Here is a 14,157-nt window from a genome sequence, read left to right on the forward strand (position 1 = left end):
GAGATGTTATATTGTATCAATCAATAACAACTCACCTGCATCCTGGGCACCCCCGTGTCCCGCCTGTTTTCTGACTCAAAGCGCGCTGCGCAACGCTTGCCAAGGAATGACCGATGTCCCTCTCAGTCCCTCGCCCTTCCCGCTCTTTACTGTGGCGCCTGTCGCCGCTGTCCGCCGCCTTGCTGATTGCTTCCCAGGCCCAGGCCCTGGATTTGCCCCAGCAAGTCATCACCGCCAATCCTCTGGGCAGTACCCAACTGGCCGCACCGACCACCGTGCTGGAAGGCGAGCAGTTGACCCTGGAACAGAAAGGCAGCCTCGGTGAAACCCTGAACAAGCAGCCGGGCGTGTCCTCGTCCTACTTCGGTCCCGGCGCCAGCCGCCCGGTGATTCGTGGCCTGGACGGCGACCGCATCCGCATCCTGCAAAATGGCGTCGGCGCCCTGGATGCCTCGTCGCTGTCCTACGACCACGCCGTACCCCTGGACCCGGTCAACGTCGAACGTATCGAAATCGTTCGTGGCCCGGCAGCCTTGCTGTACGGCGGCAACGCCATTGGCGGGGTCATCAACAGCTTCGACAACCGCATTCCCACCGAAGCCATCGAGGGCATTCACGGTGCCGGTGAACTGCGCTACGGCGGCGCCGCCACCACCCGCAGCAGCGCCGGAAAACTGGAAGCCGGCGACGGTACCTTCGCCCTGCACCTGGACGCCAACTCCCGGCAGTTCAATGACCTGAAGATTCCCGGCTACGCCCGCAGCCGCCACGCGCCGGCGAGCGAAGATGGCGACGGCAAGAAAGGCCGCCTGGGCAACAGCGACGGTCGCCAGGACGGCGGCGCCATCGGCGGCTCCTACACCTGGGACGACGGTTATGCCGGCCTGTCCTACAGCAACTACGACTCCAACTACGGCTCCCCCGCCGAAGAGGACGTGCGTATCCGCATGAAGCAGGATCACTACGCCTTTGCCTCGGAGCTGCGCAACCTCCAAGGCCCGTTCAGCTCGCTCAAGTTCAACGCCGGCTACACCGACTATGAACACCGGGAGATCGAAGGCGGTGAAACCGGCACCACCTTCAAGAACAAGGGTTACGAGGCGCGGGTCGAGGCCCGTCATCTGCCCATCGGCCCGCTGGAAGGCGTGGTCGGTGCCCAGGTCAATCGCAACGAGTTTTCCGCCCTGGGTGAAGAAGCCTTCGTGCCGAAGACCGATACCAACAGCGGCGCACTGTTCATTCTTGAAGAACTTCAAGCCACCGAGCGCCTGAGACTCAGCCTTGGCGGACGCCTGGAACACACCACCGTGGACCCGGACGGCAAAGGCAACGAACGTTTTGCCCAGGCCAATAAGTCCAGCAGCTTTACTGCCGGCAGCCTGTCCTCCGGTGCGGTCTATACCCTGACGCCGGTCTGGTCCCTGGCCGCCACCCTGGGCTACACCGAACGCGCTCCGACCTTCTACGAGCTGTATGCCAACGGCGCCCACGTCGCCACAGGCACCTATGAGCTGGGCAACGCCAAGCTGTCCAAGGAAAAGGCCGTGTCCAGCGACCTGGCCCTGCGCTTCGACAACGGCACCCACAAAGGCAGCGTCGGGGTGTTCTACAGCCACTTCTCCAACTACATCGGCTTGCTGGGCACGGGCCGAACCCTCAACGATGAAGGGGAAGAAGATGCAGACGGAATTGCGGAATACGCCTATTCCGGAGTACGGGCACGCTTCACCGGGATCGAAGCCCAGGACCGCTGGAACCTGGGAGAAAGCGCCTACGGCAAGTTCGCCCTGGAGCTGTCCGGCGACTACACCCGGGCCAAGAACCTCGACAATGGCCAGGACCTGCCACGCATTGCTCCGCTGCGCCTGAACAGCGGCCTGCTATGGGAACTGGATCGCTGGCAAGCACGCCTGGATGTCCAGCATGCCGCCGGCCAGGGCCGAGTGCCGGACCACGAAAGCAGCACCGATGGCTACACCACCTTTGGTGCCAGCGCCGGCTATCGCTTCGACATTGGCCGTAGCCAGTGGCTGGCCTTCGTCAAAGGCGAGAACCTGACCAACCAGACCGTGCGCTACGCCAGTTCGATCCTGCGGGATATCGCGCCGGCTGCCGGGCGCAGTGTGGAAGTGGGATTGCGTACCACCTTTTAAACCGTTCGCCGGCAAGCCGGTTCCTACACGGATCTGTAGGGGCCGGCTTGCCGGCGAAAGCGGTCTCAGCAATAACGTCGCGGGTCAGCCTCGATCAAGCTGGCCAACTGAGTCAGGGCAAAACGCAACTCGTCCTGGGTCGTAGGCGACATCAGCACCACCCGCACACAACGGGAGCTGGCACCGCGTTCCACCTGGAACTGGCTGCCGCTCATCACCAGCACTCCATTGGCTCGGGCCAGGGTGGCGAACTCATCGCCAGTCCAGGGCTCCGGCAAGGTCAGCCACAGGTGATAGCTGTGGGGCTGAGTCTGGATCTCCAGACCGGCAAACACTTCCCGGGCAATCGCCTGGCGCGCTGCCGCTTCGTTACGCTGGGTCTGTACCAGCTTGCGGTCCAATCCCTCGACAATCACATTGCTGGCCAGTTGCGCGGTCAGCGGCGACGGCATCCACACACTGCTACGGACCATCGAGCTCAGCCGCGACAGCAACTTGGGCGGGCTGTAGAGATAGCCCACACGCAACGCCGGCATGATCGCCTTGGACAGACTGGTGAGGTACACCGAACGCTGCGGCGCATAGCTGGAAAGCGGTTTGATCGACGGATCGGTGGCGAGAAAGCCGTAGATATCGTCGTCGATGATCAGGAAGTCGAACTCTTCGGCAATCGCCGCAATCTGCGCCCGGCGCTGGGGTGACATGATCGCCGTGGTGGGGTTCTGGCAACTGGCGACGCACACCAGCAGCGCCGGCTTTTCCCTTAGGCACTGCTCGCGCAAGGCCTCGGGAATCATCCCCTCAGCGTCCATCGCCACGCCCCGCAGGCGCCGCTCCAGGCCATGGGCCACGGAGATGATGCCCGGGTAGGTCAATGATTCGCAGAGCACCAGATCGCCGGCATTGCTCAAGGCGCTGATAGCCACCAGCAACCCGTGCTGGGCGCCGGCAGTCATCACCACCTGTTGCCAATGGGCTTCGGGCAAGGAGTGGCGCAGCCACTGGGCACCGGCTTCACGATGAGCCGGATGACCACCGTCGGGGGCGTAGTCCAGGGCACGGCCGAAGTCGCTGCTGCGGGCCATGCCCACCAACGCGCCGCGCAACCAGTACTCCAGGGTTTCGCTGTAGGGCTTGATGATCGACAGATCCAGGGCTTCGGACTGCCCCAGGGACAGCGAAGGTGCGCTGGAACCTTCCGGCAACTCCAGCGGCGGTTGCGCCAGCACATAAGTACCGCGCCCCACCTCTCCCTGCACCAGACCACGACGCTGGGCTTCGCTGTAGGCACGACTGACGGTGCCAGGGGTGACGTTGAGGGTCACCGCCAGCTCGCGCAAGGTCGGCAAGCGGTCACCGTCGTTCAACAGGCCGCTGCCGATGTCCCGCGCCAGGGCGTCGGCGATGGACAGGTAAACCGGCTGATTGAACTCGCTTAACTGGGGAACCCACATGGAGGCTGATCACCATCGGCTGCTTTGAAGTGGACCGGAGCATATCACAGGCTTGCACTCGCCTTTAACATCGACTCAATCGAGCTATTGATTCGATCAAAAGACAAATAAAAAACTGCAGGCGACTCGAAAGCTTTATTCATGATCAATATAAATAGTTTTAAATCAGTCACTTATACACAAACAAAGGACTTCCCAGAGAAATCTTTCTTGAGAAACAATTGAATCGATTCAATTCATTGAAATACACTCAACCATCGCCAACCCAATCGATTCAATCCTTCTCTCACCCACGCCAGTCGAGATGCCATGCACAGTCTCAGAAAGGACCTGTCCCTCTCCGCCGTGATTGCCGGCCTGATCGCCGTGATCATTTCCTACGCCGGCCCCTTGATCATCGTGTTCCAGGCCGCCCGCGAAGCCCACTTGCCCAGCGATCAGGTGTCGTCCTGGATCTGGGCCATCTCCATCGGCAGCGGCCTCACCGGCCTGCTGCTGAGCTGGCGCCTCAAGGTGCCGGTGATCACCGCCTGGTCAACTCCGGGCGCGGCGCTGCTGGTGTCGATGCTGCCCACGGTGTCGCTGCCCCAAGCCATAGGCGCCTATATAGTCGCCTCGCTGATCATTGCCGTGGTCGGGCTGTCCGGGGCCTTCGACAAACTCATGAGCCGCCTGCCCAAAGCCATTGCCGCCGCCATGCTGGCGGGCATCCTGTTCCGCTTCGGCGCCGGACTGTTCACCTCAGTCACCCTGCAACCGGTCCTGGTACTGGCGATGATCGCCGCCTACCTGCTGGGCAAGCGCCTGTCGCCACGCTATGCGATTCTGGCGGTACTGCTGGTGGGCTGCGCCGTGGCCGCCGGCCTCGGCGAGTTCAACGGCGGCGCCATTACCCTGGCGGTGGCCCAGCCGATCTTCATCGCCCCCGAATGGAGCTGGCACGCCATCATCAACATCGGTCTGCCCCTGGCCCTGGTGACCCTCACCGGACAGTACGTTCCGGGCATGGCGGTGATGCGCAGCGCCGGCTACAACACTCCGGCGCGCTCGATCGTGTCCTGGACCGCCATCACCTCGGTACTGCTGGCGCCGTTCGGCTCCCATGGCATCAACCTCGCCGCCATCACCGCAGCCATCTGCACCGGTCGCGAAGCCCACGAAGACAAGGACAAACGCTACATCGCCGGGATTGCCTGCGGCCTGTTCTATCTGTTCATGGGCATCTTCGGCGCCACCCTGGCCTCGGTCTTCGCCGCCCTGCCCAAGGAGTTGATCGCCGCCTTGGCCGGTCTTGCCCTGTTCGGTGCCATCAGCGCCGGCCTGAGCGGTGCCATGGCCGATGAGAAACAGCGTGAAGCGGCCCTGATCACCTTTCTGGTGACCGCTTCGGGCATGAGCTTCCTGGGGCTGGCCGCGGCGTTCTGGGGGCTGATCTTCGGCCTGGTGGCGCACTTCGCCCTGAGCTATACCCGGCAGAAACAAGCCCTCGCCGAGGCAGCCACGCCGCGCTGACCCCGAATGGGCCCGATTACTGTTACCGAATCCGAAACTGTTCATGTCAATAAAAGCGCTTTCTCTTGATGAGACGGCGCTTTATCCTTCGCACCCTGAAGCTGAAACGCTTCATCTTTCCTTTTGAAATCAGCGGCATGCCCCTCGATCCAGCGTGATCAAGGCCACGCAGCCCGCCCTTGCTTCTGCCTATTCCTAGAAAAAGACCTGACTCGAATGCCTATGCCTACTTTCCAGCGCCTAAAAGACAGCGCTGTCCTGACTCCCGTCGCCCTGCCCAAGACCCTGAGCCTGATCGGCGCCCTGGGGTTTGCCGCCTGCGCCCAGGCCGCACCGGCCTTCGACAGCGACTCGCCCTGGATGCTCGGCGACTGGAATGGCACACGCACGGAACTGGCCAACAAGGGTTACGAGTTCAAGGTCGACTACGTCGGCGAAATGGGCGCCAACCTGCATGGCGGCTACGACCATGACCGTACCGCGCGCTACAGCGATCAGTTCGCCTTCGGCAGCCACCTGGACCTGCAGAAGATCCTCGGCTGGGATGACGCCGAGTTCCAGTTGACGGTAACCAAGCGCGACGGCAACAACATCAGCGACGACCGGATCAACGACCCTCGGGTCGGCGGCTTCACCTCGGCCCAAGAAGTCTGGGGCCGCGGCCAGACCTGGCGCCTGACCCAGATGTGGTACCAGCAGAAATTCTTCGACCAGAAACTCGACATCAAAGCCGGACGCTTCGGCCAGGGCGAAGACTTCAACAGCTTCCCCTGCGACTTCCAGAACCTGGCGTTCTGCGGCTCCCAGGTGGGCAACTGGGCCGGCAGCGTCTGGTACAACTGGCCGGTGAGCCAGTGGGCGCTGCGGGTCAAATACCACCTGACCCCAGAGGTCTACGCGCAGATCGGCGCCTATGAGCAGAACCCGTCGAACCTGGACCGCGACAACGGCTTCAAGCTCAGCGGCAGTGGCACCCAGGGCACCCTGTTGCCGGTGGAACTGGTGTGGACCCCCAAGCTCAACGGCCTGGCCGGTGAGTACCGCGCCGGCTACTACTACAGCAGCGCCAAGGCCAGCGACGTGTACAAGGACAGCAACGGCCAGAGCGCGGCCCTGAGCGGCGAAGCCTACCGCAGCAGCTCGAGCAAGCACGGCCTGTGGTTCGGCGCACAACAGCAAGTCACCAGCTTGGCCAGCGACCACTCCCGCGGCCTGAGCCTGTTCGCCAACGTCACCGCCCATGACAAAAAGACCAACGCCATCGACAACTACGTCCAGGCCGGTTTGGTCTACAAAGGCCTGTTCGATGCCCGCGCCAAGGACGACATCGGCTTTGCCCTGGCCCGGGTCCACGTCAACCCGGCGTACCGCAAGAACGCCCAGGCCCGCAACCAGGCCCGCGCGATCTACGACTACGACAACCCGGGCTACCTGCCGCCCCAGGACACTGAATACAGCGCCGAGCTGTACTACGGCGTGCACCTGGCCAACTGGCTGACCGTACGCCCCAACCTGCAATACATCCGTCATCCCGGTGGCGTCAGCCAGGTGGACGACGCATTGATCGGCGGGATCAAGATCCAGAGTTCGTTCTGAAGCCGCGAGGCAAAAAACCACGCCATTCACAGTTTTCAGCTGAACCAAGCCCGCGCCTGATCGTCATCTACAGTGAACATGCGCGGGAACACTCTTAACGTCACGGAGAACCACACTATGAGCACTGAGGGTGCTTCAAGTCCGAGCCGCTTGCTGCCAAGCCTGCTCGGAATCTTGCTGCTGCTAATGGGCCTGGCCTTGCTGGCCGGGGGGATCAAGCTGAGCATGCTCGGCGGCTCGCTGTACTACGTCCTGGCCGGTATCGGCCTGACGCTGACCGGCCTTCTGCTGCTGGCCGGCAAACGCGCTGCGCTGGGTCTTTATGCCCTGGTACTGTTCGCCAGTACCGTCTGGTCGCTGTGGGAAATCGGCCTGGACTGGTGGCAGCTGGTGCCACGCCTGTCCCTGTGGTTCGCCCTTGGCGTGGTCCTGCTGCTGCCCTGGTTCCGTCGTCCGCTGCTGCGCGATGGCCCGGCACCGATGGGCACTGCGGCCCTGAGCGTGGCCGTGGTCCTGGCCGGTGGCGCTGCCATCGGCAGCCAGTTCACTAACCCTGGGGAAATCTCCGGCGACCTGGGTCGCGACAGCGCCGACATGACCAGCACCGCGCCGGCCATCCCTGATGGTGACTGGCAGGCCTACGGCCGCACCGAGTTCGGTGACCGCTACTCGCCGCTGAAGCAGATCACCCCGGCCAACATCGGCAAGCTGCAGGAAGCCTGGCGCATCCGCACCGGCGACATGCCGACTGCCAAGGACCCGGTAGAAATCACCAACCAGAACACCCCGCTGAAGGTCAACGGCAAGCTCTATGCCTGCACCGCCCACAGCAAGGTGCTGGCTCTGGACCCGGATACCGGCAAGGAAATCTGGCGCTTCGACCCGCAGATCCAGGGCCCCAACGGCGACGATTTCCGTGGCTGGGCGCACATGACCTGCCGTGGCGTGTCGTACTACGACGAAGCCAACTTCAAGAACACCGACGCCATCAGCCAACCGGCCACCCTGTCCCCAGCGGGCCAGGCCATCGCCGCCAGCTGCCCGCGTCGCCTGTTCCTGCCCACCGCCGATGCACGCCTGATCGCCATCAACGCCGACACCGGTAAAGTCTGTGAAGACTTCGGCAACAAAGGCGCCGTGGACCTCAAGGCCGGTATCGGCCCGTTCACTCCGGGTGGCTACTACTCCACCTCGCCAGCGGCCATCACCCGCAATCTGGTGATCATCGGCGGTCACGTCACCGACAACGAATCGACCAACGAACCGTCCGGCGTGATTCGCGCCTTCGACGTGCACGACGGTCACCTGGTGTGGAACTGGGATTCGGGCAACCCCGACGAAACCGCTCCCCTGCCAGAAGGCAAGACCTACACCCGCAACTCGCCGAACATGTGGTCCCTGGCCAGCGTCGACGAGAAACTGGGCATGGTCTACCTGCCACTGGGCAACCAGATGCCTGACCAATGGGGCGGCAACCGCACTGCGGGCGCCGAGAAATTCAGCGCCGGCACCGTGGCCCTGGACATCGACACCGGCAAGCTGCGCTGGAACTACCAGTTCACCCACCACGACCTGTGGGACATGGACGTCGGTAGCCAGCCGACCCTGCTCGACATGAAGACCGCGGACGGCGTCAAGCCGGCGCTGATCCAGCCGACCAAGCAAGGCAGCCTGTATGTGCTGGACCGTCGCGACGGCACCCCGATCGTGCCGATCCGTGAAGTACCGGCCCCGACCGGCGCAGTCGAAGGTGACCACACCGCTCCAACCCAGGCCCGCTCGGACCTGAACCTGCTGCCACCACCACTGGACGAAAAGGCCATGTGGGGCGCCACGCCGTTCGACCAGATGCTGTGCCGCATCCAGTTCAAGGAACTGCGCTATGAAGGCCAGTACACCCCGCCGTCGGTGCAGGGCAGCCTGATCTACCCGGGCAACGTCGGCGTGTTCAACTGGGGCAGCGTCTCGCTGGACCCTGTGCGCCATCTGCTGTTCACCAGCCCGAACTACATGGCCTTCGTTTCCAAGCTGGTGCCGCGTGCCGAAGTGGCCGCCGGCAGCAAGCGCGAAAGCGAGACCTCGGGCGTGCAACCCAACACTGGCGCGCCTTACGCAGTGATCATGCATCCGTTCATGTCGCCTCTGGGCGTACCGTGCCAAGCGCCGGCCTGGGGTTATGTGGCCGGTATCGACTTGACCACCAACAAAGTGGTGTGGAAGCACAAAAACGGCACCAGCCGCGACAGTTCGCCGATCCCGATCGGCCTGCCAATCGGCGTACCGAGCATGGGCGGCTCCATGGTCACCGGCGGTGGCGTGGGCTTCCTCAGCGGCACCCTGGACCAGTACATCCGCGCCTATGACGTGAAAAACGGCAAGGAACTGTGGAAATCCCGCCTGCCAGCAGGCGGCCAGGCCACGCCGATGAGCTACACCGGCCAGGACGGCAAGCAATACGTCCTGGTGGTCGTGGGCGGCCACGGCTCCCTGGGCACCAAGATGGGCGACTACATCATTGCCTACAAACTGTCGGAATAAGTTTTACCGGCAGGGGTGAAAGGGGCGGCTACCTTGGGGTAGCCGCTTTTTTTTGTGTTCTGGGTAGAGGGGGATGGTGTGTATATCCGTTGCTGCGGGGGTGGCGACTTATGGTTCCGCTTTTACAGCGGGGTTGGGTACATATCCGTTGCTGCGGGGGTGGCGGCTGGCGGTTCCGCTCTTACAGCGGGGTTGGGGTACATATCCGGTGCTGCGGGGGTGGCGGCTGGCGGTTCCGCTCTTACAGCGGCTCACTTTTGAACAGCGCAAAAGTAAGCAAAACGCTCTGCCCCTCCACTCGGTGCCTCGCCTAGGCTCGGCATGCCCTCACTCCGGCATTGATCCGTGGGCCGCCGCCACCGGCCATCCATGGCCGGGTGGCGGCTAACCCGGCATCCCTGCCGGGTTACCCACGGCTCAATGCCTGCGTTCGGCCATCGTGGTTAACGGGGCGCTCAGATCAAGATCAAGAGCGCGACGGCGGCCTTGCGGCCGGCCTGAAGCTGGAGCGGTGTGTACCGCCCCCCGTGTAGGAGCTGGCTTGCCAGCGAAGGCGTCCGCCCAGGCGATGCATGTCTCACGGGCCTCTTCGCCAGCAAGCCGGCTCCTACAGCAAGATGCGGTAGTTGGGCCACCGTAGGAGCTGGCTTGCCAGCGAAGGCGCCAGCCCAGGCGCTGCATGTCTCACGGGCCTCTTCGCCGACAAGCCGGCTCCTACAGCAAGATGCGGTAGTTGGGCCACCGTAGGAGCTGGCTTGCCAGCGAAGGCGCCAGCCCAGACGCTGCATGTCTCACAGGCCATTTCGCCGGCAAGCCGGCTCCTACGAAAAGCGCGTAATACGCGCTTGGCTCTTGCTCTTGATCTTGATCTTGATCTTCAGGCCCCTTCCCAGCCGGCCGAGCGTAGGCGTTGCGTAGGGGGCAGCTCGGCAAGGATGCCGAGCTAGCCGCCACCCGGCCATGGATGGCCGGTTGGCGGCGGGCCCCCGGAGCAATGCCGGAGCGAGGGCACCCCGAGCCTCAGCGAGGGGCCCATGGAGGGGCAAGCGTTTTTGGTTCCTTTTTAGGCGTTTGTAAAAAGGGACTCGCCGTAAGGGCGAAACCGCCAGCCGCCACACCCGCAGCAACGGATATGTACACAAAAAGATCCCGGTTTTACGACTGCTTCCCCACCAATCAAGAGCAAACCCTCCCCCCCTTCCCCTCAAACCGCGATCACCGAAAATTCCTACAACTCGCGTCCAATTGCATCACCTTGTCCCTCCAAGACGATGCCCTTAAGGTCTGGGGGTCATTGCAAATTCAGTGACAGGGCGTAGGAACCCTTCGAGAACCCTTGGCGCATAAGCGCCCGTCTGATTGCGGAGCATCTGTCGCATCCGTAAGATCAGCCGCGGCGGCCGTGCGCGGGCACGCTTCGGCGTGGCCGAGTCCAAGGGTATTCGGTATTCCTACCCCGCGCGCGGCTGCCACCCAAGCCCGTAGGAAGGCCGTTGGCAGCTCTCATGCCTACCCGGAGCTCGATCAAATGAAAAAGGTGAAACCCAAGAAGCCCGACACAACTGCGACGGAGTCCAACTCCCGTCACATGCCATTAACCAGCAACGACTACAACATCCCCACCCTGCTGGTAGACACCCAGGCCCCGCTGGACGCCCTCCACGAAGCCGCCGCCCACCGCATCCGCGCGGCCACCCAGTTACTGGAAAACATCGCCAGCCACGACAACCTGCAGAGCAACCCTGCCCTGCTCCAGGACTTCGCCCAGCTGTGCGTCATCCCCCTGCGCGACGGCTGCGACCTGCTCGACGTACTAGGCCGGCGCCTGCAGGAACAACTGCTCACCTGACCCCTTATCCGGGCCCGGCAGCGCCCCGCCGGGCCCATCAAGCGGCCCTGATCCCCGCGCCCCCTGCGCCTCGTAATTGCAAAGCGACATTAGCCCATTTGTGCTAATCGACCCTCCCCCACCCGGGCGATATAGTGCCAAGCAACCACCCGCTCTCCCCCAACACCGCCGTTCTGCGGTGTCGGGAGCGGCTGCGCCGTTGAAAACACAACAACACCAAGGAAGATTCATCATGAAACTCCATTCCAGTGTCCGTCCTCTCACCCTGCTCAGCATCCTGGCCCTCGCCCTGGGCGGTTGCGCCATCGCCAAACCGAGCAACGACGACCTCAAGAACCGCGCCCAGACCACCCTCGGCAAGCCCGTGAGCACGGTCTCGAACGTACGCAGCGACGCGTCCCAGACCTACTTCACCGCCAGCACCAGCAACGGCGAATATGACTGCGTATTGCCCAGCGGCGGCATGGTCGCCTTCGCCACCATGGGCGGCGCAGTAGCGCTCCCCGCCCAGTGCACCAAGCAGTAAGCCGGCAGTCCCTGACTACCCAGGTTCGCGGCGAACACCGGCACCTGCGCCATGGCAGGGCTGTGTCGCGCGAACATTGCAACTTCTTCAAAAGGTTCTGAACCCATGAACTCCCGCTTACTCATGGTGGCAGGCACAGTCCTGCTCGCCTGTGCCTTGAGTGCCTGCGCGCCGCGCCAGGGACGAACCCTGGACGAATACCCGCCGGTAAAGATCCCCACCGTGCAGTACCCCACCGTCCCCTTCGATACCCAGGCCGCGCGCGCCGCCCTGCAACCCGGCAACGCAACGCTCACCGGCAAGTTCTGCATCGTCGGCAACGACGGCATCGAGAACAGCGGCAATGTGGAGATCTATCTCTACCCGGTCACCCCGCACTTGCAGGCCTGGCATGACTTGCGCAGGTCCCAGCCCGAGGGCGCGCCGGTGAGCATGGCCCCCGAGGCCGTGGCCGTGCACCGGGTGACCCGGACCAACGGCAACGGCATCTTCCAGTTCACGGGCCTGCAACCGGGCCGGTACTTCGTCCAGGGCCAGGACAGTGTGTACGGCACCAGTCGCTGGAACGAGTACGTGGGCACCGGCCAGAGCAACACCAACTACGGGCCGGTGACCACTCACTACTACACCGAGCGCAGTTCGACCTCTTCGTACTCGGGCATGCTGGACAACTTCGTCGAGCTCGCCAGTGGCGAGAACAAGAAGCTGACCATGACCAACTACCCCCTGCTTATCCCGTGCCGGACCTGGTAGCAGCCCCTTGCGTCACGGCCCTGTGACTGGACGCCATCGGCGCCTCGCGCAGGGCCCGCAAGGTGCCCCGCAGTTCCACCGGGTGCACCGGCTTGGAGAGGATGGCGATGTTGCGATCGTGCAGAGCGGCGTGGATTTTCTCGAGGTCGTGTCCGGTGATGATCAAGGCCGGCACTTCCCAGCCCCGCTGCTGGCGGATGCTGTCGATGCACTCGATGCCCGAGGCGCGGGTGCCCAGGTCGTAGTCGGCGACGATGATGTCGCAGTCGGTCAGCAGATCTTCCCCGCTCGACTCGGCCTGGACCACGCAGCCCCAGCGTTCCAGCAGCGCCGAGGTGGCCAGCAGGACGTTGCGGTCATCTTCCACCAGACAGACCCGCAACCCGGTCAGCAAGCCGCTCTGCAACGCCTCGTCACGGCCGTGCAAACGCTGCGGCGCGGCCAGAACCAAGCCATGCAGGCTGACGGCAGTACCATGATCGACCCGCGAGCGGAGCGTCACCTGCAGGTCGGTCAACTGCCCCAGGCGTTTGACGATGGACAGCCCCAGGCCGACGCCTTCGACGTCCTTGTCCCGTACCTGGCGGACCCGGTAGAACTCATCGAAAATCTTCGGCAGATGCTCCTCTGCAATGCCCCGGCCCCGGTCATAGATGACGATAGCCAGGCCCTCGCCGCGCCGGCGCACGCCAATCAGCACTGGCCGTTCCGCAGCGTATTTGAAGCAGTTGGACAGCACGTTCTGCACCATGGTCGCCAGCAACCCCGGGTCGACCCGCACCCAATGGGCACAAGGCCGCAACCGCAGCTCGACCCCGGCCCAGCGCGCCGCTTCGGTGTTCTGACGCACCAGGTCCCGCAGTAACTCCCCCAGGTGCACGGTTTCGTACTTGGGCTGCACGCGTCCGTTGTCCAGGGTGTAAAGGTCGAGGATCGAACGAAACAACTGCGACACGTTGAGCAGCGAACGGTCGATGTTGTCCACCAAGCGCCGCTCTTCCCCCCCCAGGTTGGCCTCGCGCAAGCAAGCGGTAAACAGGCCGATGGAGTGAATCGGCTGGCGCAGGTCGTGGCTGGCCTGGGCCAGGAAACGGGACTTTTCCAGGTTCGCGGCGATGGCTTCTTCCGAAGCCAGGCGGGTGCGCTTGAGCAGGATATGGGCGTACACCGGAATCACCGTGCTGGTGATCATCAGCATCAGCACCATGTACGGCTGGGCCTGCCAATAGGGGGTCAGCAGGTAGACCATGAACAGTGCGAACTGCGCCAGAACGGTGGCGATGGCCAGGTAGCGCGAGCCAAAGCGCATGCCATTGCCCAGGTTCACCCAGACCATCACCGCGTAGATCGGCAGCGCCCCTTCCCCGCCCACCACCAGTCCGTAACAGGTGCCGCTGTAGTCGTAGACCATGCCCAAAACGCGCCGCGCCGGGTAGTGCCCGGGCCAGCGGGCAATGGCCGCGCGCAGGATGATCGAACCCAGCAAGAACAGGGAAATGTAGATCATCACCGGCACATAGGTATCGACACTCTGCCCCGGCAGAAAGCCGATCAAACCAAACCAGACCAGGGCACAACTGGCCACGATAATCCGCAGGGTGGCCTGATCGAGCTCGCTGTCCTTCTCAACTTTCATGCAATCACCTCCTTGTGCAATAGGCGCTACCGTGGTCTTTTGCCGCTCTGCAAAACAGCGTATCGAACACGACCAGCGGGCAGTTACAACGCCGCGACCCACGTTAGCATGCTCACAGGACTGGATGTTTCAAGGAGTTT

9 protein-coding genes are annotated in these 14,157 nt (G+C 63.3%); 7 read left to right on the forward strand and 2 right to left on the reverse strand.

Translation table 11 applies throughout. From position 1 onward, the window contains the following. The first annotated feature begins 113 nt into the window (after window positions 1–113). Window positions 114–2,153, forward strand: coding sequence for a TonB-dependent receptor (locus tag ACSSVC_RS29040; RefSeq protein ID WP_346632549.1), 2,040 nt, complete (start codon window positions 114–116; stop codon window positions 2,151–2,153). Between the two features lie 65 nt (window positions 2,154–2,218). On the opposite strand, the gene ACSSVC_RS29045 is transcribed toward ACSSVC_RS29040, so the two are convergent. Then, window positions 2,219–3,607 carry an aminotransferase-like domain-containing protein gene (locus ACSSVC_RS29045; protein WP_404937574.1) on the reverse strand — a complete coding sequence of 463 codons (1,389 nt, stop codon included), beginning with the start codon at window positions 3,605–3,607 and terminating at the stop codon, window positions 2,219–2,221. A 309-nt stretch (window positions 3,608–3,916) separates the two neighbouring features. Here ACSSVC_RS29045 and ACSSVC_RS29050 point away from each other — a divergent pair, with 309 nt between their 5' ends. From ACSSVC_RS29050 to ACSSVC_RS29075, 6 genes are all read left to right on the forward strand, one after another. After that, entirely contained in the window at window positions 3,917–5,119 is a 1,203-nt protein-coding gene (locus tag ACSSVC_RS29050; protein WP_346632551.1) for a benzoate/H(+) symporter BenE family transporter, read from the forward strand. 222 nt (window positions 5,120–5,341) lie between these two features. Next, window positions 5,342–6,715: a carbohydrate porin gene (locus ACSSVC_RS29055; RefSeq protein ID WP_404940094.1), complete on the forward strand. Its 1,374-nt coding sequence runs from the start codon at window positions 5,342–5,344 to the stop codon at window positions 6,713–6,715. 117 nt (window positions 6,716–6,832) lie between these two features. Further along, complete coding sequence (locus tag ACSSVC_RS29060; RefSeq protein WP_492611772.1) at window positions 6,833–9,253, forward strand: glucose/quinate/shikimate family membrane-bound PQQ-dependent dehydrogenase; 2,421 nt, start codon at window positions 6,833–6,835, stop codon at window positions 9,251–9,253. A gap of 1,528 nt (window positions 9,254–10,781) precedes the next feature. Then, on the forward strand, window positions 10,782–11,102 hold the full coding sequence (locus ACSSVC_RS29065) for a hypothetical protein (protein WP_492611773.1): 321 nt from the start codon (window positions 10,782–10,784) through the stop codon (window positions 11,100–11,102). Window positions 11,103–11,334: 232 nt separating this feature from the next. Further along, window positions 11,335–11,628, forward strand: a complete 294-nt coding sequence (locus ACSSVC_RS29070; protein ID WP_123724667.1) for a hypothetical protein — start codon at window positions 11,335–11,337, stop codon at window positions 11,626–11,628. A 105-nt stretch (window positions 11,629–11,733) separates the two neighbouring features. Then, a complete protein-coding gene (locus ACSSVC_RS29075) occupies window positions 11,734–12,381 on the forward strand; it encodes a carboxypeptidase-like regulatory domain-containing protein (RefSeq protein WP_404937576.1) in 648 nt (215 codons plus the stop codon). Here the strand turns inward: ACSSVC_RS29075 and ACSSVC_RS29080 are convergent. Then, on the reverse strand, window positions 12,359–14,017 hold the full coding sequence (locus ACSSVC_RS29080) for an ATP-binding response regulator (protein WP_492611774.1): 1,659 nt from the start codon (window positions 14,015–14,017) through the stop codon (window positions 12,359–12,361). The genes ACSSVC_RS29075 and ACSSVC_RS29080 overlap by 23 nt on opposite strands. Window positions 14,018–14,157 lie beyond the last annotated feature (140 nt).

The sequence above is a fragment of the Pseudomonas sp. E1BtOHC1 genome, from assembly GCF_058744285.1.

Excerpts from the sequence above, each read along its gene's own strand:
- ACSSVC_RS29040 (WP_346632549.1), top strand. The coding sequence starts at position 114 with ATGTCCCTCTCAGTCCCTCGCCCTTCCCGCTCTTTACTGTGGCGCCTG.
- ACSSVC_RS29045 (WP_404937574.1), bottom strand. The coding sequence starts at position 3,607 with ATGTGGGTTCCCCAGTTAAGCGAGTTCAATCAGCCGGTTTACCTGTCC.
- ACSSVC_RS29050 (WP_346632551.1), top strand. The coding sequence starts at position 3,917 with ATGCACAGTCTCAGAAAGGACCTGTCCCTCTCCGCCGTGATTGCCGGC.
- ACSSVC_RS29055 (WP_404940094.1), top strand. The coding sequence starts at position 5,342 with ATGCCTACTTTCCAGCGCCTAAAAGACAGCGCTGTCCTGACTCCCGTC.
- ACSSVC_RS29060 (WP_492611772.1), top strand. The coding sequence starts at position 6,833 with ATGAGCACTGAGGGTGCTTCAAGTCCGAGCCGCTTGCTGCCAAGCCTG.
- ACSSVC_RS29065 (WP_492611773.1), top strand. The coding sequence starts at position 10,782 with ATGAAAAAGGTGAAACCCAAGAAGCCCGACACAACTGCGACGGAGTCC.
- ACSSVC_RS29070 (WP_123724667.1), top strand. The coding sequence starts at position 11,335 with ATGAAACTCCATTCCAGTGTCCGTCCTCTCACCCTGCTCAGCATCCTG.
- ACSSVC_RS29075 (WP_404937576.1), top strand. The coding sequence starts at position 11,734 with ATGAACTCCCGCTTACTCATGGTGGCAGGCACAGTCCTGCTCGCCTGT.
- ACSSVC_RS29080 (WP_492611774.1), bottom strand. The coding sequence starts at position 14,017 with ATGAAAGTTGAGAAGGACAGCGAGCTCGATCAGGCCACCCTGCGGATT.